Annotated in this window: 27 protein-coding genes; 3 read left to right on the top strand and 24 right to left on the bottom strand. The window is 59.4% G+C overall.

The genetic code is table 11. The features are described from left to right. Positions 1-50 precede the first annotated feature (50 nt). The 6 genes from RYH80_RS18325 to RYH80_RS18300 form a co-directional block, all read right to left on the bottom strand. A complete protein-coding gene (locus tag RYH80_RS18325) occupies positions 51-1,541 on the bottom strand; it encodes a hypothetical protein (RefSeq protein WP_370905541.1) in 1,491 nt (496 codons plus the stop codon). 120 nt (positions 1,542-1,661) lie between these two features. Continuing rightward, on the bottom strand, positions 1,662-2,972 hold the full coding sequence (locus RYH80_RS18320) for a hypothetical protein (protein WP_370905540.1): 1,311 nt from the start codon (positions 2,970-2,972) through the stop codon (positions 1,662-1,664). Between the two features lie 53 nt (positions 2,973-3,025). Continuing rightward, on the bottom strand, positions 3,026-3,580 hold the full coding sequence (locus tag RYH80_RS18315; protein ID WP_370905539.1) for a hypothetical protein: 555 nt from the start codon (positions 3,578-3,580) through the stop codon (positions 3,026-3,028). A 19-nt stretch (positions 3,581-3,599) separates the two neighbouring features. Next, the gene (locus tag RYH80_RS18310) at positions 3,600-3,965 is read right to left on the bottom strand and encodes a hypothetical protein (RefSeq protein WP_370905538.1); all 366 of its coding nucleotides are present in this window, start codon (positions 3,963-3,965) and stop codon (positions 3,600-3,602) included. Between the two features lie 345 nt (positions 3,966-4,310). Beyond that, complete coding sequence (locus RYH80_RS18305) at positions 4,311-4,553, bottom strand: hypothetical protein (protein WP_370905537.1); 243 nt, start codon at positions 4,551-4,553, stop codon at positions 4,311-4,313. Positions 4,554-4,972: 419 nt separating this feature from the next. Next, complete coding sequence (locus tag RYH80_RS18300) at positions 4,973-6,790, bottom strand: hypothetical protein (RefSeq protein WP_370905536.1); 1,818 nt, start codon at positions 6,788-6,790, stop codon at positions 4,973-4,975. A gap of 93 nt (positions 6,791-6,883) precedes the next feature. On the opposite strand from RYH80_RS18300, the gene rdfA reads away from it, so the two are divergent. Continuing rightward, positions 6,884-7,501, top strand: coding sequence for a rod-determining factor RdfA (gene rdfA, locus RYH80_RS18295; protein ID WP_370905535.1), 618 nt, complete (start codon positions 6,884-6,886; stop codon positions 7,499-7,501). Between the two features lie 52 nt (positions 7,502-7,553). On the opposite strand, the gene RYH80_RS18290 is transcribed toward rdfA, so the two are convergent. Continuing rightward, positions 7,554-8,117 carry a DUF6884 domain-containing protein gene (locus RYH80_RS18290; protein ID WP_370905534.1) on the bottom strand — a complete coding sequence of 188 codons (564 nt, stop codon included), beginning with the start codon at positions 8,115-8,117 and terminating at the stop codon, positions 7,554-7,556. After that, positions 8,117-9,178, bottom strand: coding sequence for a phage NrS-1 polymerase family protein (locus RYH80_RS18285; protein WP_370905533.1), 1,062 nt, complete (start codon positions 9,176-9,178; stop codon positions 8,117-8,119). Before RYH80_RS18285 ends, RYH80_RS18290 begins: the two co-directional genes overlap by 1 nt. 315 nt (positions 9,179-9,493) lie before the next feature. On the opposite strand from RYH80_RS18285, the gene RYH80_RS18280 reads away from it, so the two are divergent. Beyond that, positions 9,494-10,186 (top strand): hypothetical protein, encoded by a 693-nt coding sequence (locus RYH80_RS18280; RefSeq protein WP_370905532.1) that lies wholly within the window; start codon positions 9,494-9,496, stop codon positions 10,184-10,186. A 7-nt stretch (positions 10,187-10,193) separates the two neighbouring features. On the opposite strand, the gene RYH80_RS18275 is transcribed toward RYH80_RS18280, so the two are convergent. Further along, complete coding sequence (locus tag RYH80_RS18275; RefSeq protein WP_370905531.1) at positions 10,194-10,667, bottom strand: hypothetical protein; 474 nt, start codon at positions 10,665-10,667, stop codon at positions 10,194-10,196. Positions 10,668-10,843: 176 nt separating this feature from the next. On the opposite strand from RYH80_RS18275, the gene RYH80_RS18270 reads away from it, so the two are divergent. Further along, positions 10,844-12,676 carry a DUF7827 domain-containing protein gene (locus RYH80_RS18270; RefSeq protein WP_370905530.1) on the top strand — a complete coding sequence of 611 codons (1,833 nt, stop codon included), beginning with the start codon at positions 10,844-10,846 and terminating at the stop codon, positions 12,674-12,676. A 35-nt stretch (positions 12,677-12,711) separates the two neighbouring features. Here RYH80_RS18270 and RYH80_RS18265 read toward each other — a convergent pair whose 3' ends face one another. From RYH80_RS18265 to RYH80_RS18195, 15 genes are all read right to left on the bottom strand, one after another. Further along, complete coding sequence (locus tag RYH80_RS18265; RefSeq protein ID WP_370905529.1) at positions 12,712-13,704, bottom strand: hypothetical protein; 993 nt, start codon at positions 13,702-13,704, stop codon at positions 12,712-12,714. A gap of 47 nt (positions 13,705-13,751) precedes the next feature. Beyond that, positions 13,752-14,678, bottom strand: a complete 927-nt coding sequence (locus tag RYH80_RS18260; RefSeq protein WP_370905528.1) for a hypothetical protein — start codon at positions 14,676-14,678, stop codon at positions 13,752-13,754. Then, positions 14,678-15,409, bottom strand: coding sequence for a hypothetical protein (locus RYH80_RS18255; protein WP_370905527.1), 732 nt, complete (start codon positions 15,407-15,409; stop codon positions 14,678-14,680). Before RYH80_RS18255 ends, RYH80_RS18260 begins: the two co-directional genes overlap by 1 nt. A gap of 125 nt (positions 15,410-15,534) precedes the next feature. Next, complete coding sequence (locus tag RYH80_RS18250; protein ID WP_370905526.1) at positions 15,535-16,461, bottom strand: hypothetical protein; 927 nt, start codon at positions 16,459-16,461, stop codon at positions 15,535-15,537. 43 nt (positions 16,462-16,504) lie between these two features. Then, entirely contained in the window at positions 16,505-17,434 is a 930-nt protein-coding gene (locus tag RYH80_RS18245) for a hypothetical protein (RefSeq protein ID WP_370905525.1), read from the bottom strand. 74 nt (positions 17,435-17,508) lie between these two features. Then, complete coding sequence (locus RYH80_RS18240) at positions 17,509-17,925, bottom strand: hypothetical protein (RefSeq protein WP_370905524.1); 417 nt, start codon at positions 17,923-17,925, stop codon at positions 17,509-17,511. After that, positions 17,922-18,110, bottom strand: coding sequence for a DUF8015 family protein (locus RYH80_RS18235; protein WP_370905523.1), 189 nt, complete (start codon positions 18,108-18,110; stop codon positions 17,922-17,924). The genes RYH80_RS18240 and RYH80_RS18235 overlap by 4 nt, the downstream gene beginning before the upstream one ends. 40 nt (positions 18,111-18,150) lie before the next feature. Further along, a complete protein-coding gene (locus tag RYH80_RS18230; protein ID WP_370905522.1) occupies positions 18,151-20,073 on the bottom strand; it encodes a hypothetical protein in 1,923 nt (640 codons plus the stop codon). 41 nt (positions 20,074-20,114) lie between these two features. Beyond that, entirely contained in the window at positions 20,115-20,564 is a 450-nt protein-coding gene (locus tag RYH80_RS18225; protein WP_370905521.1) for a hypothetical protein, read from the bottom strand. Beyond that, a complete protein-coding gene (locus RYH80_RS18220; RefSeq protein ID WP_370905520.1) occupies positions 20,557-21,507 on the bottom strand; it encodes a transcription initiation factor IIB in 951 nt (316 codons plus the stop codon). The genes RYH80_RS18225 and RYH80_RS18220 overlap by 8 nt, the downstream gene beginning before the upstream one ends. A 12-nt stretch (positions 21,508-21,519) precedes the next feature. After that, positions 21,520-21,879, bottom strand: a complete 360-nt coding sequence (locus RYH80_RS18215) for a hypothetical protein (protein ID WP_370905519.1) — start codon at positions 21,877-21,879, stop codon at positions 21,520-21,522. Positions 21,880-21,936: 57 nt separating this feature from the next. Next, the gene (locus RYH80_RS18210; RefSeq protein ID WP_370905518.1) at positions 21,937-22,284 is read right to left on the bottom strand and encodes a hypothetical protein; all 348 of its coding nucleotides are present in this window, start codon (positions 22,282-22,284) and stop codon (positions 21,937-21,939) included. Between the two features lie 45 nt (positions 22,285-22,329). Beyond that, a complete protein-coding gene (locus RYH80_RS18205; protein WP_370905517.1) occupies positions 22,330-23,571 on the bottom strand; it encodes a type 2 periplasmic-binding domain-containing protein in 1,242 nt (413 codons plus the stop codon). Between the two features lie 36 nt (positions 23,572-23,607). Then, entirely contained in the window at positions 23,608-24,795 is a 1,188-nt protein-coding gene (locus RYH80_RS18200; RefSeq protein WP_370905516.1) for a hypothetical protein, read from the bottom strand. A gap of 34 nt (positions 24,796-24,829) precedes the next feature. Next, a complete protein-coding gene (locus RYH80_RS18195; protein WP_370905515.1) occupies positions 24,830-25,501 on the bottom strand; it encodes a hypothetical protein in 672 nt (223 codons plus the stop codon). Positions 25,502-25,544: the final 43 nt, after the last annotated feature.

The following is a 25,544-nucleotide window of genomic DNA, read 5'->3' as shown; positions in this document are numbered from 1 at the left end:
GGAGTGACACTCTCTCTGTGGGATCTTCGGTGAGAAGATGGCCGGTCTTCTCAGGCAGAGTCACCGTTGCCGAATGCCGCGAGTTCCTCCTGGACGTTCTGCTCGACGGCGCCTGCGGTCGTGAGATCGATGTCGACCTCGGTGAGGTCGTTGAGGTCCGTCGTATCGACTCCTGCATCGGTCTGCTGATCAGGGGCGGCGGTGTCCTCCGTCGCGTAGTTGTGCTCTTCAGCGATAAGCTTGAACTGCGAGGCCGGGTTTCGGAGCATCTTCCCGGCGACCTGTTGATATCGCTTGAACGCCTGCCCACTCCGGTTGCCGGAGAACTCCTTGAGGAGCGCGACCTTCAGGCTCACCTGCAGGGTCCACAGGGATGGCTTGGATTCTGGCTCGGCAGTGCCACGAGCTGTGGTTGTCGCCCGTTCGATCACCTTCTCCGAGGAAATGCCCGCGTACCGGTAGAAGTCTCGGATCTGGAAGGGGAGTTCAGTGAAGTCCAAGGTCAAGAGACGAGCGCGGACGATCTCGCCGTTGATAGTGCCGGTGAGGCTCTCCAGTCGATCCAAGATGGACTCGTGCCACTCCAGTGGCGACTTCCGGTCGTTCGACCGCTCGTGGTCTCTGTCCATGAAGTTCCCCTGGTGACGACGCGAGAAGGATGGCTGTGGCAGGGGGATGGTAGTCCCCGTGGCAGGCACGTAAATGATCGGCTGGGCGTTGATCGTCTGTGCTCCGCGATAGTCATGCGTCATCACGTCGCCGTACAGGACACTGATTTCATCGTCGTCGCCGACATCTGCGATGGACAGAGCGCGACTGAATGCCCCCTTCTCCTGTGGCGTCGCGGCGGGGGCGACGGCTGAGGGATTGATGTCTTGCTCTCCGATCGTGATAGAGAACTGCAGCGACGGGTAGACAGTCGTCATCGAAACTGCCCCTCCCCAGTCATGGTAGTCGATCCGTCCCCACGCATCGTTGAAGCCACGACCCTGGAGCGCGCGGAGCTTCCGGAGATAGAAGCGCTCCATGTCGCCGGGTTCGTAGCTATCGGAGGCGATCTGCCAGCGGAACTTGACGTCTGCTCCGAGGGCGGCGAGAAGTTGGCGACGGGGGTCGACAACGTCGGCGTGGCCGTCGACTTCTGGCCACGCGGCAGCGTCTTCTCCGGCGGCGGCCTGTGCAACGGTCGTCCCGAGGACGTCCTCGAGTGCGTCGACGTCGAGACCCGCCATCTCCTCAGCGACCTTCCGAGACGGCTCCTGGGGCGCGTCGGCGTCCGCGTAGGGATTGTGTGCGCGCAGATCAGACTTCTCGGCGCGTGGCAAGAGGCTGACAGCCTCTTTGAATGAACGGATCTCATCATCGGCTGGCGGCTGGTCGCTCGCCATCCGTTCCTTCGCCGGGCCTGGAATGGTCGTCTTCGCCTGTGAGAGACCAGAGAAGAAGATCTCTCCTGCTTCACTCAGTAGATGCTCCAACTCAGTGGTAGTGGCTGGAGAGGCTGTGCGTGGAGTCTCGGTCGTGTCGTTGTCTGCTTGCATGGGTGTTCACCGCGTTGCTCCATCCGTCACTGAGGATACAAACGGCTCTTTGGGCTGGGTGGAGTGCGTTCAGCGAGGGCGTACAACAGGATCTGACTAAGAGGTTTGGGTCACGCCCGCTCACGCTGCTTCGTTCGGTTTGATATCCTCGTGGTACAGGTCGCGAAGCTTCCTGCGGAGCATCACGTTTCGACTGGTCCGATCGATCGCATCTTCAATCGGCTCTGTGTCGATGTCCGTGTCGCCGAAGAGCAGGTATGCCAGTTCGTGAGCCGACGAGAGGGAGTAGTCCTCGTAGCGTGGCGCTTCTCGAACGATTGTCCGCATGGTGTTTTCGCCAATACCGTCCAGATCGGTGAGGCTCTGTGTCCGGAACTTCGATGGGAGCGGCGACTCTTCACGGTCGGTATCTACTGGGACGTAGGTGGGATACTCATCACCAGTCGTGACAGCAACGGGGTCGAAGTCTGCGAAGGTGTGGTCTGCGGTGAATGGGGAGTTCGGAGCTGGCTTCGTATTTTGTGACCGCGAGAGGTAGCACGTTGGATGGGTGTACGGCCCTGGACGGCGCCAGCCAAACTGGTAGTAGCCACCGCGAGGGTTTGTCACGGTCACAGTTGTTACCCGGTGAACCCGCTCTCCTCGTGCGGTTGTGACTCTGATGTCGGTCTGCGTCGTGTCTGAGATGACGATGAGGTCGGTTTCGTATGCGTCTGTGGACAGCCTGTCACCTGGCGATAGGTCGGATAGAGTTGCTTCGTACTTGTCGCCACCGCGCATCGCCCGGACGTCGTTTGCTGTCAGGGTGGGGATGCGCTCTGATTGAAGATCGCGGATCGCACGGCTGAGACACGCGGCGTCCCACAGTGTTGTCGGGATGAACAACTTGTAGGAGCCGAGCTTGCGGGTTTTGTCTTCGATGCTGTCTAGGCCGGGTGTGCTGCTACTGTGTTTGACTTGTGTGAAACTGATCTGTAGACGGTTGTCGGTGATGGAGGCATCAGAGAGGACACCGACACGCAGGTCGTCGTCCATTCGACTGAGCTGCCCACCGCCTTCGATGATCACCGGGATGCCCTTGAGGCGCGAGAGGAGTGGGTGGAGGGCCTCGGGATCTTGCTCGATGTCACGTACACCGAATCCGCCCTGTCCGGCAACTTTCCGGATGGTGATGTCTGTGAATCCGGTCGGGGTTGGGAGTGGCACGTCGACGATAACCGGGTCTGAATCGTCGAGGAGTGCGTTGAGCGCGGTGCCAGGTGATGTTCCATCGTCCCCGAAGTAGGTACAGACCTGGTCGTCTCTCGTGACATTCCGATACGGGTCCCTGTCCGGTGATGGGTTATTCTCCGTATCGTCACTGTTCTGTTCTGGCGTCGGGTCTGTGGGGTCTGTCGTATAGGAGTTGAGCTTTGATTGTCGTTTCGACATGCTTCACCCGTGGCTGGCGGCAAAAACACTTGATCTCGGAAGGCGGACCCCCGTTAGACGAACTGCTGGAGAGCGAGCGTGTAATAGTACGCGGCCTGGTTGCCGTCTGTGTCGGTCGCGACGCGGGTGAGGTTGTGATTGTCGACGATTTCAACGATCTCTGGGGTCGGTCCGTGGAGGTCTGATGACTGGATGCGGACGAGGTGGTCGACTGGATGGTACTTCGCGGCAGTGACTCCTTCACACAGTGAAAGCAGATCCTTGCAGTAGTGGAGTGCTGCGACGCTGTTGAGGCCGTCAGCCGGGATGTAGATGCCGACATCGGTCAGGTCAGACAGGGTGAGGACCAGCCGGTGATCGCGCCCTGCTTCGCTGGTGTGTGTGAGCCGGAGTTGCGCGTCGTCCGTGTAGTTCACTTGATCGGGCCGCCAGACGGCAGTGGTGGTGTGTTTGGCGGTCGTCTGTTCGGCAGGGGTGGGCTTGTCTGGGAGTTGGTCGATGTCGACACCACGTGTGACGACGACCGGCGTGTCGGGGCAGTCGTCCTCGAGTGCGTGCCCGTGAGCGAGTTGTTCGGCACGTGATGGTGAGTCGGTGCCTGGCGTCATCGTTGCTCGGGGTTCAGGTTCAGCGCTCATGTGTCGTGTGGTATCGTGCGGTCTCGGATGTGGGGTAATTGCCCTCTTCGACGAGATCACGGTCGCAATTTTCGCATCGGTACGTCTTGTCGGAGATGGCGCCACAGCTTGAGCAGCCGCAGACGTGAGACGGGTTTACGCGGTCGACAGCCGCGAAAGTGGTTGTGAGTGTGTGACCGTCTGGCTGCGAGACGATCAGGTACACGCGGTCTGAGTCTTCAAGCTGATTGCCGTGGATGCGGGCCTCGGTGACTTTTCCGCCCTGCTTGGCTGGCCCCTCGGTAACAACTGTGGCTCCGACAGGCCAGTCGTCGGTGACTATGTAGTCTGGGTCGGCCTGGTTGTTGGTGGCCACCTCGTAGGCGGTAATGGGTCCGGTATCACCGCTCGGCGACTTTCTCAGTGGAAGGTCCTTGTCGATCGGTGTGGGCTGTGTCGTCTCGTGCGATTGGGCTGGCTGTGTGTTGGAGTGCGTGGACATGATGACTGGTGTAGCGGGTGGGTTTCAGTGGTGCTACACGACGGGCTGTGAGGTCCTGTCGTTCACTCACACACAGGGGGCCCACTCACTTAGCTTTGTGCATATTTCGGGTTTGTGAGGTGTCTCACGTCGGTATCTGGGTATGGGGTGAGAGACGAGCCTGTATGCGGTGTGGCACCGTGATCAGAAGGAATCATCTGGGGTGGCGGATGACTGGTGCTACTCAGACGGCGAACTAATCCCGAGACGGTCCTGATCCTCGGGGAAGACCACTTCATCGGGATCGGTGTCTAGGTCGTCGAGAAGGACCAGCGCCTCTTCGATTACGTCCCTCGGGTCGGTGTGTAACTCGTCGGGGGCGTATCCGAGGGTGCGGTCACGTTCTAGCGCGACTAACTCGGACACGACGGTGATGACGGCTTCGCGGTCGATACTATCGGTGGAGTCGGAGGTGTCGGTCATGATGCGCTCCAGATGTACCTGGCAGTAGAAACTACCATTCGGTGGGGAGAGGCGTGTTGCTGTGGGTGTTAGCTAAGCCGCGAGAGGTGCCCACGGACTCGTTGAGCCGCGACTGCGGCTGGTGTGTCGGTGTCTGCTTTACCAAGCTCGTCTTCAAGGGCTGCTACAAGGGACTCGACGTTGTCGTCCGGGCATTCGACAGTGACGAAGTCGTCGGCGTTCTCGGGCCGTGACGCTGAGGCTCCGTCGACGGTGGCGACAGCGTTAGTCACGAGCGTCAGCGGTCGGTCGTCGATCCGGGCGTGTGTTACTCGGGTAGGCGGTTGGTGTGTGGACATCGGTGTGTCGGACGGTGGTTTCTGTGTGTGTAGTCACTCAACGAACTGTGCGTTGGTCTCTGGGTGTACAAACGCTTGGAGCTAGACGGGGGATTCAGCGGAGACTGTCGCCCAGCGGTCTGGTGAGAGGTGGTTGACGTCGGGGACTGTCTCGCCGAGGTCTTCTGTCTCTGGTGTGCCGGTGATGAATGCGTAAGTGGCGTGGTCTGCGAGGTAGTCGGCGAGCGCGTGCAGATGGTGTCCGGAGAGTTCGCCGACGTCGTCGACGACGATCACGTCAGCGTAGTCTGCAACGTCGTAGGCACGGCGGCCGGCGAGACAGACCATGATGGCGAGGAGTGTGCGTTCGCTCTCAGAGAGGTCAGTTGGCGAGAGTGTCGTCCCGTTGCGGGTGACAACGAGGTTGAGGCCAGTGATTTCGGCGTCTTGATCGCCATCTGCGTGCTGGGTGTGGAACTGTGCGTTCTCGAAGTTGGGCTCGAAGATGGTCTGGAGCTCGGTGATCGCGTCGCTGAACTCTTCACAGAAGCTGTTGATGATCTGTGTTCGCCTGTTCTGGAGCTGCTGGAGACGCGTTTGGGCGTTGTCGAGGTCAGCTTCGAGCGTCTCGAGTTGACTGACTTTGTCGTCGACATCTTGTTTCTCTTCTTCAAGATCGGCAAGTGTCGATTCGAGCTTGGTGATCTTCGCTGCGGTATCTGCGATGTCTGAGTCGCTGTGACTGGCGACCTTGTCTTCGAGTTCTTCGATTTCCGCGTTGAGATCAGCGAGGTCGTCTTCTGCTTCAGTGAGGGCCCCCTGATCCTGTTCAAGTTCTCGTTCGGATTCTTCGATGCTGGCCGTGAGAGTGCTGTGTCGCTCTTGTGCGTTTTCGTAGGCCTCTTGGGCAGTCTTGTAGTCATCAAGTGCCGTTTCAAGATCAGCGATCTGGTCGTCAAGTGCATTGACCGCCGTGGACAGGCCAGTCGTGTCGGGCAACAGTGGTGCGTCATCATCTCCACACAAGAGGCAGCCTGAGTGGCTGTCGGGGAGGTGTTCAGCAAGCTCATTATCGGCGTCAGACCGCAGGCCGGTGATAGCCTCTTGAACCCCCGTGAGGTCTTCGCGTTTGGCTCGAAGACTATCAATCGTGGTCTGGATGGCGTCGGGATCGAACTCTGGATCTGGTTCGTCTGGAACAGTATGGTCGGCCAACTTGTCTCGGAGGTCAGCGAGTTTCTGTTCCCGTTGGTCGATTCGTGCTTCGATTTCAGCAATGCGTGATTCCTTTGTGTCGCGCCGGTCGGTGAGACGTGATAGTTCCTGCTTGATATCAGCGATGTTCAGGTCTGTCTGCTGGTCTTGCTGGTCACGGAGTGCCTCTAGTTCGGACTTGGTTGCGGCAATCTCGGATTCGAGTGGAGCGAGTCGTTCGTTTGCTTCGCGGGCTTCAGCGACTTGTTGTTCAAGTGTTTCGATCCGGTCTTCGGTGGTAGCGATCTGTTCGTCAAGGTCCTGGATGTCGAGCGGATTCAGCAAGTATTCGAGGAGGTCAGTGTCTCCAGCAGCGACAGCAGCACGGAGGGGATTATCCCGAGAGATCATCGCGAACAGTCGGATCATCTCTTGGCCAGCCTCATCGGACACCCGGTGGTTGCCGACTCCGTCAACTGTCCCGTCTCGCTGATAGAGTTTGACCGCCGCGTCGCCGAATTGGACTGTCCCCTCTGCCTTCCCGTTTGTGAGAAACGACGATAGCTCGTCAGGCTCGTAGCCGCCGTAGATGACGCGGAGAGCTTTCACGAATGATGATTTCCCTGACCAGTTTGGGGCTTGGAGTGCATTCAGCCCAGGTGTGACGCCAGTAGACGCAGACTCGATCCCGGCGATATTTTGCACTTGTAACTGCTCAGTGGGCATACTGGTTCGGTACGCGCTAGGCCAATCAAAAGGTTGCGGTCTGCGATGTGGGAAACCGGCACCGTTACATCTGTCGGTCGGGATGCGCCTACTGTGAAGATCAGTAACGCCACTGCTGGTTGCTGCAAAGTCGACCGTGTGGTGTCAGCGGTCGAGGGTCTCCCATCTCTGGAGGCTGTTAATCGAGATCTGCAGCAGCGATTCACCGGGGTTCATCCCGATCGCGATGATGGGATGGGGGTTCGGCGTATCGCTGAGTATCTGAATAAGTGGACGCTGAAGACCCTGGTGGGTAGTACTGGGGGAGACGTACACCAACCTGATATTGAGACACTGTACACGGATCTCACCACGCAGAGGGAGCCGGTTTCTCCAGAGTCTGCTGGGCTCCTCAACCGAGCTGGACTCTCGGCGGAACGAGCCAGAGAATACCTCGTATCACATACGACTGTGCACAAGCATCTTCGAGACCATATTGAGGTTGACACGCGGTCTGCGAACCGGGCGGCGCCTCGTGAACGCACGAACGAGTTGAAAGACGAGATGGCACAGAAGATTGCCTATCATATCAATGGCGGCACCGATCTCGGACCGCCTGACGAGGAAATTGAGGTGAACGTTTCCGTGAGCCTCGAGTGTCCCGCCTGTGGCACATCAACGAACGCAGATCGCGTGTTTGCCCGTGGATCGTTGTGCGACTGTGAGGAGTGACTCTCTCGTGGGTTCTTCGTGTCGGGAAGGCGCCGCCCCCCGGGCAGACTGACTACCCAAGCGTGACTTGGTGGTGGTCTGGTGAGTGATCAAGAGCGTCTGCCACAGGGAGCGTCTGATCTCCTGCCTCTAGAGCGGCGTTCAGGTAGCTCATCTGGTCCCCGATGCCTTCGAAGCTCCCGTGTCTGAACGGTGTTACCAGTTTGATTTCCCCAGGTCCGGTGTCGGCCCGGGCGAGCGCATCTATCAGAGCAGTCAGGTAGTCCTCTCCAGTGAGTACTATAAGTCGGGTTGGGTCTCTGTCGTCGTCTGTGAGGGACGCCATGTCGTCTGCGACTGTGCTGAGAAATGCCTGCCGGTCAAAGTCGTTGCCACCGACGCGAGTGTCGTACGGCTCAATCTCGGTGGCTGGATCAACGACGCCGTGTTCCGCCGAGAGAATCCAATACTGCGGAACAAGCTTCTCGGCAAACGCGCGCTTCTTTTGGAAATACTGAGACGTGTATAGTTCAGCTGCTGGCCGTGCTTCGTCAGCTTTTGCGTCACCGCAGCCGACAAGACAGCCGTGGATGGTACTACTCTCTGGAACGAGCCCTGGGGGTGTCGCGACCGTCACTATGCCAGCACCTCGGCTTGGGATGCGTCTGTCCCCGTGTACTCCTCATCAACGTAGGCGATAGCGTGTCGGATCGTCATCTCGCCGTAGGTACAACCGTTCCGGTAGTGGACTTCGTCCCACTTGCGACGCATCAACCCGGAATTCCGGAAGAGCCGGTCCATCTGTGCTGCGTCACCACCTGTATAGAAGGCGAGGATGTTCGCGAGCGCGATGTCGGCTTCGCTCTGCGAGGGATACGACTTTCCTGGCACACTTCGCCAATCACCCGCCCAGAGCGCTCGGAACACGTCACCGTTGGAGGCGTTCAACGCCTGGTTTCGAATGCTCTTGTCGGCTGGAGTCATCTCGGTGGAAGGATTATCGCTGAGCGTCACCTTCGGGAGGAGCCGGTCAGCAGTTTCCTGAAGGGTCAGTTGGCCACTGACACCGGAGGTGTCGATCCGGAGGTTTGCCGACCCTGCCGAGTCCACGGTTGGACTGTCCGAGGTTGTAGTGCCGATGTGTTCCTCGTGGACCGCCTCGAGTGCTTGCTGCCGCTGGGCGACTGGCGCTGCGAAGTCGACCGGCTCACCATCGAGATTGACAGTCTCTCCAGTCACGGTGAAGTACCGGTCACGCGAGTAGATCTCGAGGCCGTCATTCCGGTTGTCCCACGTGTCGGGGAGTTCGCCTTTGATCAACACGTGGAGGCCGGTCCCACTCGGACTCACTTCTGTGTACGAGCGGAGATCGTTGATCACTGCGAGGGCCCACTCGTCGATCTCGCCAGTTTCGGGATCACGGCACTTGTCGAGGTCGACACCGGTGAACGGATCATCATCAGTGAAGACGAATCCGAGTCCACTCAGGTCTGAGTCAGTGTTGAGTGCGGTGAGGATGCCGTCGTAGGTGCTGTGGGACTCAGGATCACTGACAGAGGCGAAGCTTCCATCAGGCTGAGCAGGGACCTTCTGGCGGTGCTTCGTCTCGCCACCCTTCGTCCATTCAACTTCCTCGTACCATGCGACCCACTGGTCGAAGTCTGTGAGTTCGGAGGGAATCGTGTCTGTTCGCGGCATAGTTCTGAGAAGTGCTTCAGCCCCGGCTGGTTATATAAACACTCGCACTCACAAGTGCAGGTGAGTATGGGTGTGTGACACCCATGACCGGCCTGCACGCGGTGAGATGACATTGGAAGTGGACCGATGATCCGCTGCTGCCAGTCACTAAGGCAGCACCAGAAACGAAGACGGGGTGCTTCAAAAAGCCACTGATCGATCTGGTGGTGCGGTGGCCGAACCACGCGCCTGCGGCACCGGGACACCTGATCGGTGAGTGAGTCTCAACGGGCGACCTCTCCCGCACCGTTAAGAGGGACGCGACTGTACTGTCGGATGAGGATATCAATGGCTACGTCTGAGTCCCTCCCCGATCACGACCTTGAGACAGATCTCCCGGAGCCGACAGAGTTGCGTCCAGCTGACCGCGTCTTTGGGCCGGGGCACCGTGATGCGTTCGACGAGTTGTTGATTCGTGCGGTCACTGCAGATGACAATGTTGGTGAATGCCGCGCGTCGCACGTGTTCGAGGCCCGACGGACACCAGGTGTCGTCGAGACGATCGGCATCCGTGGGTACCCGGGGCAGCTCGGGTCCTACATGCTTGAGCTGGAAGTTGAGCATCTTGAGACTGGGATCTGCGAAGTGGCTGTCCCGGTTGGTCACGAGTGTGACGATCACCTAACATCGTCACACCCGGATGCCGTGATGTCGCTCCACGCCTACACGGCTGACCAGGATACACACATGATCCGTGAGGAGAGCGGGCGGCCTGATGAAGAGGTTGTCAGCGTCTACGACGGGCTCGTTCGCGATATCTTCGATCGAACGATGACGCTGCTCGATGTCCCGGAAGACGGGAGCAAGGCCGGGATGATCCGGAACCAGTCATTCACCGTGGAGGAGTGCGTTTCCGGGACGATGGTGTTTCGATTTAAGGAGCTCCCGAGTAGTCGGCTCCGACAGCTCGGGCGACGGGTTGAGGAGGGCCCGCTCACGGAGCAACTCCGGAACGTCTGCCCGTACTGAGGGGTGATCAGAAGGCGGACAACGTTGATTGCGTGGTTGTTTCGGGATTTGGCTGTGACTGAGTGTCGGGAGCAGAATCGTCTTCGGTAGGTGAAAGAGACGTGTCTGGCTGAGGAGACTCGGCATCGGTGTGCAGGTCCGGGACGACCGAGTCGTGTGGAAACTCAACGGTCCGTTCGTCAACGGTGATGACCTCGGCGGCTTCCCGGATGCCGGCTTCCACTGATGGGATCATCGATACCTCTGGCTGATCTGCGGCGTACGAGAGGGCACACTCGAACTCCGCAAACGCTGATTTCGATGGTGCAGTCCAGATTTCGACAGTGAAGAACGACCCCCCGTGGGCGGCCTTGTGCTTACGGACGATGATGAAGCCGTAGTCACGCCGATGGCGGAACGAGGCGACGACGAGGTCTTCTTGGCCGATACCTGGGATGATATCGGTTTCTTTGAAGTACGGCGGAGGCGAGTACTCAGACATAGGTCGGTGGATGGTATGCTACACTGCTCAGTTACCCCTGGCAGCACAAACACCTTCGGGTGGGTGAAGAGAGCGGTAGGTGCCCAATACAACGGCTTTAACTGGGTGATCAGTGTAAGTGAGAGGTAGAGATGCGACGGGAGCAACTATCCCGCGCTAGTATCATCACCGTCGCTGTGCTCACACTGACCGCTGCAGTCCTCGGCGGGAGTGGGGTGGTCGGTGCTGATGCTAGTAGCTCGGGTGGAGACAGTGGAATTGGGGCGCAACCACAGATTTCTGACCACCGGCCACACATCCCGTACAACCTCACCCGTGTGACGGAGGGCAACGTCGCGAATATCACGGTTGATCTTGGCGACTCAGATAACGCAACCGTGGAGATCGGGCGGCCGAAGAAGTCACTGCACGCGTACGTCTCGGTTGCTGATGGAGCTGACAACGACTCAACGGTCACGCTCCAAGTCAACACCTACGCGACGAATGAGCGAGACGAGGCGATCTCAGTGGTCCAGAATACGTCACGACCAGTTGACGAGCGTGATCGGATTGTCGGTCCGTCGTTCGGGGATATGGAAGTCGAGGCCGGCTCTCTGGGCATCCTTGACCGGAGTGGCTACCGGATCCAGTTGCGTGAAGGTGTTGGCCAAGACGGTACCATACTTGACGACGCTTCGCTTGTCGTCCGCCACCGATCGTACAGTGGCCTGCGTGTGTATCAGGCACCATCATCTCTTGTGGACGATGATCGAGTCCCGATGCAACGATATGTTCGTCAAGGGCGGGTCCGAGCTGGTGGGCCAATTTCATCTGGCAGTCTAGCCGCCATTCGGATGGAAGCGACAGGGATGGTCGGTCTCGTTCAACACGAAGGGAACGGCGGAAATCAAACTGACCGCTTCCTGTCGCTGCTTCAGGGAGGAAACTCTGAGTTTAGATGGGAAACGCGGCGGCCCGGTGCGGGAGAGTTCGGGTTTGCAGAGATTCGCACATCAGCCCGTTCCTCGTCAGCAACTGATGTCGTGTACGATCCGGTGTCTGACCACTATTGGTTGCTCGTAGAGCCAAATGCGTTTAACCCTAACCTGTCTGCGAACCCGAATGGGACGGTTACGGAGGTGAAAATCGATGAGAACGCCGGGGCGCTTCATGAGGACTTCCCTACGGGAGGTGAGGGGAGTATCGAGTTCCGGATCGTGCCCCAGCGGTTGTCGGTGACACCGCGGGTCTCAGAGGCCTCAGTGGGGTACACTGTTGAGTCCAACTATGCCCCGACTGAGACGCTCTCTGTTGAGCTGCAACAGGGGAACGAGACACTCGTCAAAGAACAGGTCCAAGTCAACCAGACCGGGGGAGTCAGTGGAACGCTCTCATCATCTCTCCCTCCTGGTGAGTACTTACTCGTCGTTCGTGGGGGCGTGGATAATCAATCTGCCACCAGGTCAGTGACAGTTGAATCTCTCGAAACATCGACACCGACACCGACACCGACACCAACTGAGGCCGATCCGTTCACTCCGACACCGACTGCAACACCTGAGCCGAATGCGACGGCTTCGGAAACGGCGAGGGACACTCAGACGGCAACAAACACCCTGTCACCGGTCTCACCCAATCAGACTGAGACTCCTGCACCGTCAGTGACGGCGAGCACACCCTCCTCCACTGTGGGCTCTTCGTCAAGTGGAAACGGACTTCCACTGGCCGCAATTGGTGGTACTCTCGGTGGTCTCTGTGTTCTGCTGTTCGCAGTAGGGTTCATCTACTCGCGGACGGGTCTTCTGGGCGGTGGTTCAATTGACCAGGAACGGCTTGAGACGGCTCAAGAGCTTGCCGCTGAGGGATTCCAGGCACTCGAACGTGGGGACCGTGAGGCTGGCCGCCAGCAGCTCCAGCAAGCCGCAGCGCACTACAAGCAACTCCGTGATGATATGTCGAAAGAACACGACCAGTGGAACGCAGTCAACAAATCACTCGCGAACATCAGGGATGCTCTCAAGCAGTTGTAGCACTCCCGACGCTGTAGATGACGGTTGGCGGTTCCCTATATGTCGGTGGGGATAGGCGCTGGGTCTGAGAATAACCGATTGAGACCAGTTGCTTGCGTGACCACTGTTGCGGGTGCAGCATCTTGGTCGTACCACTCATCGTGGAGTGCTCTTGTGCTCGCGTCCTCCCACGGTGTGAGATTCAGGTTGAGGTAGGTGGGATCGATAAGCCGGAGTTTTCGGGGATGGAGGCCGCCAGGATTTGGGAGTATTCCGTTCTCGCCTGCTTTGAGTGCTGCGACGACCTCGTGCTTGCAGATTACGGATGCTGGACTCTGCGCCTTCCGTGGGCAGCCACAGGTGAGCCCGCCGGAGACAGGAATCAGCGGGTAATGTGTTTTGGTGCCGTCAGACGTGTAGGAGAACGTGGCCACGTCAAGTGGGAGTTCGTATCCGTACTCTCTCGGGTCTTGCCACTCGGCATGATCATATCGCCCTGGAGTGTCGATGCAGACCCCTGTGACCGACGACGAGGCTGTTGTGATAGTGGCGGTACTGATCTCACCGTCTTGAAGCGGGTAGATCTTGTCTTCAGCGAACTCAACTGAGAGTGTTCCTGCAAGTTGCTGGCCATACCACTCAAGCCGTCGCGTAATGATGTCGCGGCGTTCTCCGGTATCTTTTGCTCGCCTTGCACCGGGGAACTCTTCAAGTGGATCGTCGGGCATGAGCCGATATACCTCTCGTTCGAGGAACTGGGACGTTGGGATCTCGGTTGGCCTCGTCGTCGGAAAAGCAAACGCGAACGCGTCGCGAGCGGCGAAGAAGCTCAACAGTGAGTCCAGAGCTGGATGCGTGTCTTCCGGTACTCCAGTGCTGGCTCGTGGAGTTCCGAATCTGCCGATGTATGCTTTCAATGTGTGTTCGACTGGCTCGATTGCTGGCGGATGGTCTTCGACTGAGTGATCGTGGAGGGCGCTGGTTTGACTGTGGGCTGGCTCGGGAAACCCGGTTGCGGTCTCTGTCTGCGCGAAGGAATTGCTGGTCATGGGTGTGTCTTTGGAGTGCAGGCGTTGATGTCTGCCGGCAGAAACGCTCAGGCGTACGAGGCGAGTGTGGTCCGCTCGGATGACCCAGGTGTCTCGCCGGTATCGGTGTCGGTGAACTCGTCCTCCCACTCGATGTCGTGGCGCGACCGGACATCGGTGTCTGTGACCATCTCCTGAACGGTCTTGAGGTCGCTCTCCTCGTAGTCCTGTTCGAGTGTCTCAGTGTTCACATCTGGGCCGACGAGGTAGTTGAGCATCAGGAGAATTGAGCTGGCGAACTGGCCACGGATGGCAGAGACTCCGTCACCGTTCGGGAGATCGAACGGCTGTTGCTTGCCACGCCGGTCGACGACGCCACCGTTGAACACAGCCTTCTCGGCGGTGGCACAGTCCAGGGAGTCTACGAAGGGATCTCGGTTCCGAATCGCCCGAATCAGCTTGAGTGAGGTGCCGACACCGAACGCGTGCAGGTGTTTGTGTGGGCCGATGACATCACGGACATCGTTGATAATGGCGACCTGCTCTTCTGGCGTGAACCCGTGAAGCCCCCCGAGTGCAAGATGGGAGAACTGGTCGTAGAAGCCCTTGTGGGCCTTCAGGTGACGAGCGTGGTCCGGCTGGATCACCGGCACGACCTTCCCGTGCACATCGGTGTGTGACTCGTATTGGCTCAAGAAGTTCTCTAGCGACGCAAGCGTTTCCTCTGGCTTGCCGGCGTAGTCCTTCGGGAAGATGTAGTCAGCGTGGTATTTGGCGGCGTCGGCGAGGATGTCGTCGTTCGTCACACTGGGATCGCTCACGTCGCTGTCGATCATTAGTTCGTAGCACGACTCTCGCAGCTTCGGGAACACCTTTCCGACGTGGGCGAGGCGGTAGGGATACCCGTAGTGGCTCCATGAGGAGACACTGAAGATGGTGACGCGAGTGTTTTTCGCGATGACCTTCTGCTTCTCGAGGGCGTCGCGCTCGAACATCAGACGGTCACCTCCGTTGGTTCGGTAGTGGTGCGACGAAGGTCGTTGATCACCGTCGACTTGTCTAGTGCCCACATCTGATCGTGAGGGGTGAGTTGGCTGGTATCGGCCCCTGCGCTCGTCAGAACTCCAGCGTGCCACAGAATCGACTTCAGGTGTGAGACAGTCTGCGACTGATACACATCGACGTCCAGCAGGCGCGTGTCGGTCCCCGCGGCGTCGAGGTCGGTGGGAGCTACTGCGATCTCTGTGAGGTCGGTAGCGGCTGATCGGTCGTCAGCGAGGAGACAGGCATCGACGAGTGCAGGCGCGGTGGCTGCAAGCACCTGCGTCAGTCGGGGCAGAGAAAGAGGCGTGTCACAGTGTGGGAGGACTGTCAGGAGTTCACCGACGAGCGGATGCGTTGCGAGCGCTCGCTGGAGTGGAGCCGTCCACGGTTGTGCGACGTCGACGAACCGCTTGCGAGACCCCTGCAGGGTACTCAGTTCCTCAAGTGCTGCGTCGACGCTGCCGTAGGCTGCCTCCCCCGCAGCGGTCACTTGGACTGCCTCAGGAGTCAGGTCACGATCGGGGGTGAGGAGGCCGAGACTGATCGCAGAGAGCTTGGCTTTTCCGGCTGCTCGAACGAGATGTGCCTGGATCAGTGGACCTGTCGCCCCATCTGCGAGCATCGCGAGCGGCACTCCCACCATGTTCTTCGGGTGCGACAGCGTCGGCTGGAAGTTCGCCACCTCGGAGATTGGCCGTGTGTACTGGGTCGACGGTGGCTGGCGAGGCTGTGCTGCTTGCGTCTGTGTGTTCTGAACTGCTGCCATCTCAGTCCAAGCTGGATGTACAAACTCCTTGCGTGGACTGGCTACGCTGGGATCACGGAGTGTGAGAGGGCCTCCTCAACAGCGTCGTCCGCGACTAGCGACCCACTCAGGAAGGCCACATCGGCTGCGAGTTGTGTCGCAGGCGAGGAGTCGGTTGCGAGCGCACTGTCGTACTCCTCAGCCACGGTCTGCGCTGTCGCTGGAGCCCTCACGTCCGCCTGTGGGTTCGGTGGGAGGATGATCCCGTCAACGAGACTCGGCGGCTCTCGAAGCCGTCTGACGAGTTCTGTGGTGATTGTGGGGAACCGGAGGATGATGTTCGTCGCAACAGGGAGTTGTTCGGCGACCGTGAGTACATCGTCCCAGACTTCTGTCCCTGACTGGTGGGCGTCTGGATCGAACTGGATCGTGATGACCGCGGGACGGGACCGTTCACCGATCGGCTCTGCCTGCGTATTGGCGCCGAGTTGGTTCGCAGCCGTCGCCGCGACGTACTCCACTGGTTGTGGGATGGGAAGCGCGAGACGCGGCGCTGACGGCTGTGTGAAGGCGTCTACCATGTCGACCGGATAGGCCGCGGCGTCGCGACCGCCAGAGAATCTCCCGTTGGGGACTGTCAGTGACGGCTTGTAGGTTTGTGCTGTCTCCAAGAGTTCGTCAGGGAGACTATACCCTGGTGGGCGCGTGTCGACGAGGAACCACCGGAGCGATTGCTTGGCTGTCCGGGTAACCGTCTGTGGGTGATCGATGGCGGTGCGGAGCGACAACGCTCGGTACGGCCACCAGTCGCCGGTACGCTCGAACTGGTACGTGGTGTCTGGACCGCTCGACACGGCCACCGTGAGTTGCGACCGGGAGGCGATCATCCGCCGGTTCGCGACCGACTTCGTTGGAAGCGGGTTCGCACTCGCGGTGTCGCCTGGCGTATCCGGGGAAATCTCTGGTGAGAGGTTAGTTTGTGTGCTCATCTGTCTGCCCTCTCCTGCAGGCACAAACCACCTGATGTAGTGGTCAAAATGAACTGAGTTGCTCTGCTGATGGGTGGTCAGTCCCGTCGTCCGGCCTGGTGATTGCAGGCGGCGGCGATGTGGTGTCTGCTTCGCCGGTGATGGTGTGAGTGTCGTCGTCTGCTGTCGCGTTGATCGGCTCGTTCAGATTCCGGGGGTCAGTGAGCGACGGGGCGAGAGCCCGTGCGATCCCCACGAGTTCTGCCGTTCCAACTGCACCAATCTCGATTGAAGACGCGGTGTTCTGCGGTTGGCCAAAGTTGACTTGATCACGGACTGAGCCGGCGAATTTCCCGTTGCGAGCGTTCTGTTGTGGCGTTGAAATGTCGACAGAGTCGAGCAGCCGCGGCGTCGTTCGCAGCGCGTCGACCACTTCGCGTCCAGCGCCGAAGCCAAGCCCGTGGAGATACGCCTCGTAGCCGACCAGCTCACGCAGGCGCTGCACTGCCGTGATCTGCGCTTCGGGTGCAGCCCCCTTCAGCCCGCCGACACAGAAGTGCGTGTGCTGAGCCTGCCGCGGGAAGTGCGAACAGAGGTATCGGTAGTGGTGATCGTGGGGCGGCTGCAACGGGATCAGAATCGTCCCGTCAAAATCCCGGCGCGCGGCTTCATCGAGGAACCGAGCAGTCTCGTCAGCTGTCGTGTGGATCGCGTCTTTGTCAAGATCCTTCTCCCGGTCGGCAAGTTGGTCGTCCGGGATCACGTAGTCAGCGTCGCGGCGCTCCGCTTCGTCGAGAATCTCTGCCGGGGCAGTCCCGTGGCCCATGCCCGAGTCGAGGATATACTCTACTGCCGTCTGGCGAGTTGATTCTCGGGCCTCCTCGACGGTTTCGAGTCGGTAAGGCCACTCTATCCGGGCATTCGAGGCTGAGACGTAGACATCCACGACTGCCTTCTGAGCCACGTGGAATCGGTACTCGTCATGTCCAGGCATCTCGTGTCCTCCCTGGAAGTACAAACACCTGATCCCCGGTTGTGGGTTCTTCGCGAAACGCGGTGAGTGTGTCCTCAGACTGAGTACGGCGACATCTCATCGAATTCGTACGTCACTTCGACAGTCCGCTCGCACCACTGGCACTCGCCGACGATGGTGATCTGATCCTTCGGCTCGTGGTGAAGCACATCTTCAACTGCCGGTTCGCACACCCAGAATTCACTCGTGTCCATGTCTTCGACGGCCTCCCAGTGTTCGATTGCGAGGACCGGGCACGCAGGTGCCTCGTTCGGATCGTCAACCGGGGCGTACCGTGCGTAGGCGGTTGCCTCGCAGTAGTGGTGTTGGCGCCGTTCGTAGTCGCACCGCCAGACTTCGTGGAGGCGCTGTTCTTCGACCTCCACTTCTTCAGGAACAGGATGGCCGTAGTCGCTGTGATAGTGAGATGGTTCCGGCGGGTTGGTCGGCGGCGTCGGCGTTCCGCGTCTCACCGGACATCACTCCCAGCACAGGGCGGGATTGCGAACAGCGCGTAGCCGACGAGGAGCGCAGCCAGTGCGGCGCTCGCGATGGTTGCGGTCTCCAGTGATGCGCCTGCTAGTAGTGGGAGGCCTGCGATCCCACCGATCAGCGTTCCTGGGACTGCCGTCAAGACGGCGTCGTACTGATTAACCATGCTCACCCGCCTCTGGCAGTACAAACACTGCTGGAGGGCCCTAGGGGACCAGTGTGAGGAAGAGGTCGAACGTTCGATCCTTGACCACGATGGTGTCCGGGCCTGCCGCGACGGGGGCGAGGTCGTACTCGATGTTGACGTTCGCGAGCGCGTCGATGAGTTCTGCGGTTCCCTCGGACACTGTTTGGAGATACGGCGACTCCTTCACGAGTGTCTTCACGTTGTCAGCGGCGTGGAGATCCTGCTCACTCAGTTGCCAGTCTGCTTCGCTGAACAGCGCCAGCTTCCCATCAGCGGTCTCGACTGCGTCGACGACATCACAGATGTCGGCGTCGCGAAGCGTGACCAAGGGATCAAGGTACTGTTGGTCTGTTCCAACCGTCGGAGATGGGGTGTCGTCGTCCGTGCGTGCCTCGACGACTCGTGAATGGATGTCTGCGAGGACCTGTGGATCGTCTTTCGAGACAATCCAACTGATCTCGTCATCGTCTTCGGCGTTGTGCACGACGAGGCTCGCATCGTCGGTGTCCGGATTCGGCTCGAGGTACGCACCACGCGTGTAGCCGAGCGGCTCGGCGAACCGATTTCGGAGCGTGTCTCGGTGAACCGAGGCGTAGAAGCGGAGGCCCAAGTCCTGCATGTCGTCGACATCGCGCTTGCGGCGCAGTGCGCCCCGAAGCTGCCGGATGGCAGTTCGACGGTAGGAACTACTGACATCGCTGAAGTCGGCGAGGAAGGAGTCTGGGAGATCGCCGATGTTCAGCAACTCTTGGTCCTGTTGTCCGACAATTCTGTCAGGGGCGTCACTCGGGTCGTGAGCCTCAACGGCCTCTCGGTACTCGTCTGACCACTCTTCTCGTGGAACCTCTTCGACATCGATCACTTCGGACTCACGCATCTCGTCGAGCGAGAGCGTCGAGTTGTGGATCGGTCCCGCGTAGCCAGACATCGTGTGGGCAGTTGCCGTCCCGACACCAGTCAGTTCGGTCACGTCCTGCATCGGGTGTGGGGCGTCGACGACACCGAGCGTGTCCGGGCTGAAGTCATCGCCCGGAAGCAGATCCGTCGCTGCAGTTGGTGCTGACTTGTGAGGGAGCAGGCGGTCGTCGTCGGTGAGCGATTGGATGTCGTCAAGGTCGAAGCCAAGCCACTCCCACGGGACACGGAGCGAGGGAATCGCGTGCTGCGTTGGATACAGCCCATCATCGCCCACGACCCACTCGCCGTGTGAGATCCCGGTGTCGTCGGCGACAACGGTGTCGGGATTCGAGCCGACACCGCTTCCGAAGTACCGCGAATCAGCGACTGCTGACTTCGTAGGGTCCCAGTCAACTGGCAGAAAGCCGTTGGGGCGTGGATTTCGCCGCGTGGATACGTCTGTCGGCTCTAGGCGGGCGCCGTCGAGTTGATAGTCCGTCAAGAGCACCGTCCAGGCGGTTTGCGTGACGCCGACGGAATCGAAGTGATCAGACTTGAGGACGAGACTGTTGTGGGCGGCTGTGATTTGTCCCTCGTCAATTGGGGACGGGGCTGCCCCACGCTCGACATCGAAACTCGTGATTGTTACTCCTCGGCCACGATACCCGTCCTGGTCGACATCGTCGATGTACGAGCTGATGTCTGTGGGGTTGCGCTTGAGTTCTATGTGATCGGGGCCTGCAATCGGAGTGTCGACCTGAACCGGTGTGCCGTTAAGGACGCTGTCGTCGGTGTCGTCTGCGACAACGGTCCCACGGATGGTGCCGTTGATGACGACGGTGTCGCCCGGCAGCAAGTAGCCCGGTTGGTCGAAGTCCTGCTCTGCCGTCCCCAACGGCGTATCCGCATCGCCGACGAACCCGGTTGCTTCGGAGACAGCGTCCGAGGTCGTGTCTGGAGCGCTGGCCTCGCTGTGTGGTTGATCTGAGGCGGGACTCTGCGCTGTCGAATCTGTGTTCGTCGTTGACATGATTTCCGTGGACACCGAAGTCCACTGTCACCTGCCAGCACAAACGCTGTTCGCGCCTACTCCGTGTCGCCGATCTCAGTATGTCGGAACAGAAGTCCTCCACAGCGGAGACTGATGTCGACGGCGATCGCGACGAGGAGGAGTGGAGCGAGAACGAGAGCGATGAGATAGAACGGCTCTGTCGGGAGGTTGAGCCACACGGAGGTATACCACACGCCGATGAGGAGAGCAGTCCCACCGAACAGGAGTTTCACTGGAGTTGGAGTGCGGAGTGGCGAACTCGTTTTGAGATAGTAGTGCTCAGCAAGGTCAGGTGGGGATTCACCCGGGAGACCGCGTGCAACGCCAGTGAGGAGTGTCGATTGTGTTGCCACCTGCTGTTGATCAACGGTGTCGCTGCCGGTGTCTGTTCCACCGGCGGTGTCTTGCTTCCCCCCCGCTTCTGTGAGCTCTTCTGAAACGGCGGCCCTCATCTTCTCCACGACGGACTGGGAGCGGTCAGGCATACACCTGAATGGTCGTCTGTTCTCTGTCTAGTTTTGCCTGTCGTCCTGTGCTGGCCAGAAGCTTCCGGTACCAGTTCCGAACCGTCGTGGCGGAGCAATCCATGCTGGTGGCGACTTCCCTCTGAGTGAGTGTTTCTGTCGGTGATGCAAGACGGCTGGCGAGGTACACTGCTCCGGCCACGATAGATCGCGGGGAGCCTGTCATTTTTGCAGCGGGAAACTCTGCGATGAGCGACTCTGCGTACTGTCGAGTCTCGATCCCGAACCCGACCATCTCCTGCGCCTGGCCGAGTAGTTGCTGTGGGTTGACTGGGGGGATTCCGACTGAGAGCGTTTCTGAGAGATCCCGATACGCTCGCATCCAGCGTTGTTCTGAGATTCGGGCGACGCGGTTGAGCCGCGACTTCACAAGCGGTTCGTCGTGAATGCGTGTTGCGGCCCATACCGTTGCAGTTGCGAAGGCTTCGATGGATCGTCCTTTGAGGTTACTCTGGTCTCGAAATTGGCTGAAAAGCTTGGCTGCCGTCTCGGTGACGACATCAGACGACCCGACTGCCGTGCTGATACGAATGATCTCGCCGTTCCCAAACTTCTCTTCTGTCTCGTTCTCCTTGTTGAGCCGTTTGAACAACTGCTCGTGGCCGGATGGCCGGTCGCCGCCGATCTTTTCACTATCACCACCGATCTTCGTTGAGAATCCGTTGTCGTGGTACGTATGCGTGACTGGCGGGCCGGTTCGTGATCGGGACTGGCCTTTTTCGTAGGAAAACGCCCTCCATTCAGGACCGTGGTCGATCTGCGTGTCGGTTATAAGGAGGCCACACTCCTCACACAGGAGGTCGCCGTCCTGTTGCACGATGGTGCCGCCACACTCGTCGCACGTGTCTGCTTGGGCTGCGTCGAGCCCTGCGGCCGGTGAGTCCTGTCGGGAGAGACTGTGCATCGGGGGGAGTGGTCACTCAGAGATGTCGAGGGAGTTTCGATAGTCGTCTTCTTGCTTTGCGACTGGCCCACTGACGGCAATTACTTTGACGCCAGTCACGACGTACTCAGCTCCGGCTTCGGCGCCGACTTCCATCTGCGCGTCGAGTGCTTCGTGGACCCGATGAAGCGCTTGCGCCTGCGAGCGGGCGACAGTCTGTTTGGTCAGTTCTACCTGTGGAGTCGACGACTCGTCAACGTCGACTTCCCAGTTAGGCAATTCTTCGTGCATTGCTTCTAGGGCGGTTTCAGCGGCAGCCACGGCGAGCGTGACCCTGAAGATCGATTCTCGACAGTTCAGTGCGGTCGGGCGGGAGCCGGTTAGCGTACTCATGGGTGGTGGATCGGAGTGTTTGGATGGCTCAGTATGCTGCTAGCTGGACACTCTGTCCTACTGGGTCGGGTTGGTTGCTGTCACGATGTGTGAGTTGCCAGTTTCGACTTCGGCGTCAAGAACCGATACATCGATCCAGTCGAAGCCAGGTGCGTCCGCTAGGTGGTCCAGTACGCTTTCTGGATCACCTGCAGAGTGGGGAGCGTTGGCTGCGAGGTTTACGATGATGTGTGCCTGTTCACTTGGGGGATGGGATTCTTCTGGAAGTGAGACGGCAAGTCCCTCGTCGGTTTCTTCAGCCGTGAAGCCGAGTGCGTCTAGCGTCTGGCGCAGGGTGGCGGCTGTCTCACGTCCGTCGGGACTGTCGGTACACTCGATGGTTGCTACTGGATTGCCTTCAGTCATTCCACTCTCATCTGCAGATACAAACACTGAGAGAGTGTGTGGGAGTCAGAACTCACTGGGGTGGTCTCGGAGGTACCGGACGAGACCTCGGACCGTCTCTTGTGCCGGGATGTGGCAGTCGGCTGGGACTTCACTGAGCGGGCTGTCGGCAGACGCGGCGACGTCTTGGTTCACGATGACGAGGCGATCATGCTCTGCGGCAAGGATTGCGAAGACCTCCTCATCACGATACACCCCGCGATATGCGACCGTGACTGCTGGGTCCTCGGTGTTGTACCACTCCCATCCTTCGACTTCTTTTGGTGGGTCCTGTCTGAGGCGGTCTCGTTCGATGTCAGCTTTCGCTTCAGCAACTGCTTTCTCCCACCGGTCTCGCATCGCCTCAAACTGGTTTTGTTCGGTCTCTTTGAGGACAGTCTGTTCGATACTTTCGGCAGCCCATGCGAGGACCGTTTCGGCCTTCGCGATGATGTCGTCGAGATCTCCCTTCAACGTCGCTATCCGGATTTCAGCTGGCCGGAAAGCGGTTTCAGGAGATTCGAGCCAGGAGGGAGCCGATGGTAGGAACGTGCCGTTGTCGTCATGATACCAGTTACAGATTGAGCGGGTGACGCTGGTGTGGTGGCTGTAACCGGTTACAGCTCCGCCACGACCGAGGATTCGCTCTGCGAGATCAATGCGGCGCGCTTGGAGCGGATCGCACGGGAGCGTGGTGCCGATCGCATCGTCTGGCGGTGTCACCTCGATGCCGGTGGACAGTCCGACATCAGTCTTGAGCCTCTCGAGTTCGTTTGAAGCGAACGGGACTTCGTTGGCGTAAATAGGACTGATCTGTGTCGGCGCTGTAAAAAGCGGCCCTGTCTCCTCGTCGTTTTGAGTCGTCTCTTCTGGGCTGGGTGTGGTTGTGAGAGCGGTCTTGACCGCGTGGGGGTCGAGTTCCGTTGGCGGGCGGGTCACTCGATCAGTCGCTCCAGTGTGAATCCCGCAGACGCCGTTGAGGCCAGCGCCATTCGGGCATCGTTCACCGTCTGTCTGACGAGCGGCACACTGGACGGCACTAGTTCGCCGAAGGAGGAAGTTGACGAGCGAGAGCCCCTCGTCGTTGATCGTGTGCTCTGGGTTGTCGTGTTCGTGGCAGGTCTCAGTTCCCGTTGGTGCATCGTTCTTGCATCGCCTGAGCGACTGGCTATCGATGCGTACGGCGATACACCGAGTCTGGTCTGAGATGATTTCGTCGGCCTCGCTGGTTGAGTCGGTGAAGGCTGCGAGTGGTGCTTGTCCAGACATCTCACTCTCCACTGTGGGTACAAACGCTGCAGTTCATCAGCCCATCCCCGGGTACTTGATGGTGGACAGGGAACTCGGGTCCGTGACTGGGTGGGGGTCGTTGAACGAGACCGAGGCGACTTCCAGCTTGAACGGGTTTGTTGTTCGGATATTCAGTTCGGGGCGGCTTCCTCTGGTGGATACGTACCACGAGACGTGAGCGTACCGGACGGTTGCTTCGACCCACGTTGGCGGGTCTGTGTCCCGAGTCGTCTGGCGATCCACGTTGATTTTGTATCCGACGTTGAATCTCGGTTCCCCGTTGCGCGCATCGTGGTCAGGGATGTCGATGGGTCGCTCCAGCGTGTCAGGAGCGACCGAATAGGTTAGTTCTGGGCAGCCCCGGTGCTTTGGGATCGTCTGTTCACCGACAAGAGCCTCGGGGTCGGTCTCGGCTGCTTCGATGTCGCTGAGGTCATACGCCGTCACCACAAGTGGTTCCTCGTACCGGTCGGTGTGGAGCTGGAGATCGTTCTCTACTCGGGTGACCCTGTCAGTTTGGATACCGAACGCGTCTCGGAGCCCACCGATCACCTGTGCGAGCCCTGTAAGCGTGTCTTCGTGAGTTTCGTCCTCGACGGATGTGTCTTCGACCGTTGTCGTCGTCACCGGCGTGGTGTCTGCTGGTTCACTGAGTCCTTCTGGAGCACAGACGAGCGTTGTCCCGTGGTACGACGCGAACAGACCGAATTCGTCGTTATACCATAACGATAGATCGGCCGGTCGGTACTGCTTGTTGTCAGGGACGAGGGTTTTGACGAGTTCTCGCTGGAGTGTCGGGCTGTAGCCATAGGCGTACGGACCCCTCCGATTCCGCCCTGCCGACACTTCGTGGTAGACAGTGTTGAGTGAGCCTGCGTCTGTGAGCGACGAAGGGGGAAGGAGGCTGGTGTCACACGTGATCTCTTTGAGTTCGCGGGGAGTCGCGGTTGAAACCACGTAGCCGATTCCTGGCGGGTGGAGTGTGTCTCCTGAGAAGTCCTCGCTGTCGGTTGAGCAACCGTGTAGAACGCCGAAGGTGTCAGTAAGCTGGTCCGGGCCCCAGCGCCACGTCACCCCACGAATGTTGGGCGGTGTGATCTCGTCTTCCGGTGGGATTTGGGCCTCGTCACTCGGATCAGGCTCGTGTTTGTCATCGCTCTGTGCTGTATCCTCGCCGATGAAGTCGTCGAGTGTCGCGCTCATCCACTCTCCTCTGATGGCACAAATCCCTTCTCTGCTAGGTTGAGAGTTCGTCACCTGGCTCCACATCAGTTCCTCCGAGTCGGGACTCTGGGTGTCTCCGGTGGTGACCGAGGCCGTCTTCTGAGAACTCTGTGAGTGGGCGCTGTTTGAGCGGGGGGACCGGGAACGGAACGGAGGGACAATGGCCGAGGAGCCACCCGACAAACTCCTGAGGGACAGCTTCGCGGACGGATTGCTTTCCCCACGACTGCGGGACGCCTTTTGCTTCGGCGAGGTTACTGATCGATTGATCGTCTCGCGTGTCGATCGTGACGGAAGCAGAGCCGTCCACGTACGCATCGGGAACCTCAAACGTCGTCTCGAAGTGGCGCTCAAGGTCATAGGGTTCCCCGAAGAACAGGCCATTACAGCGGCAGTTCGCATCTAGGTCGCCGTGCCGTGTGGCACCGGGAACGTTCTCGATCACGTAGTGAGCGGCGTGGTCCAGCAACCACTCACGAAAAGCATCAGTGATCCGTGGGTTCTCTTCGAGTGCGGCTTCAGCACTCCCGTAGTGTGTCGCGGACAACGATGAGTAGGCCGTGCAGGGCCACGACACCCAGATCAGATCTGCGACGACTCCATCGAACGGTGGACTACCGTCTGCGAGCAAGTCAGCCTGGATGAACTGGCCTGGATATTCGTCGCCATACGGTTCGATGTCCACCCCGAAATACTGATTCCGTGGAAACCACTGGCTTAACGTCTGA

The sequence above is a fragment of the Halobaculum sp. MBLA0147 genome (assembly GCF_041361345.1).
GTDB lineage: Archaea > Halobacteriota > Halobacteria > Halobacteriales > Haloferacaceae > JAHENP01.
The sequence above is the reverse complement of the archived record's forward strand: the minus strand, read 5'-3'. Positions and strand labels throughout refer to the sequence as shown.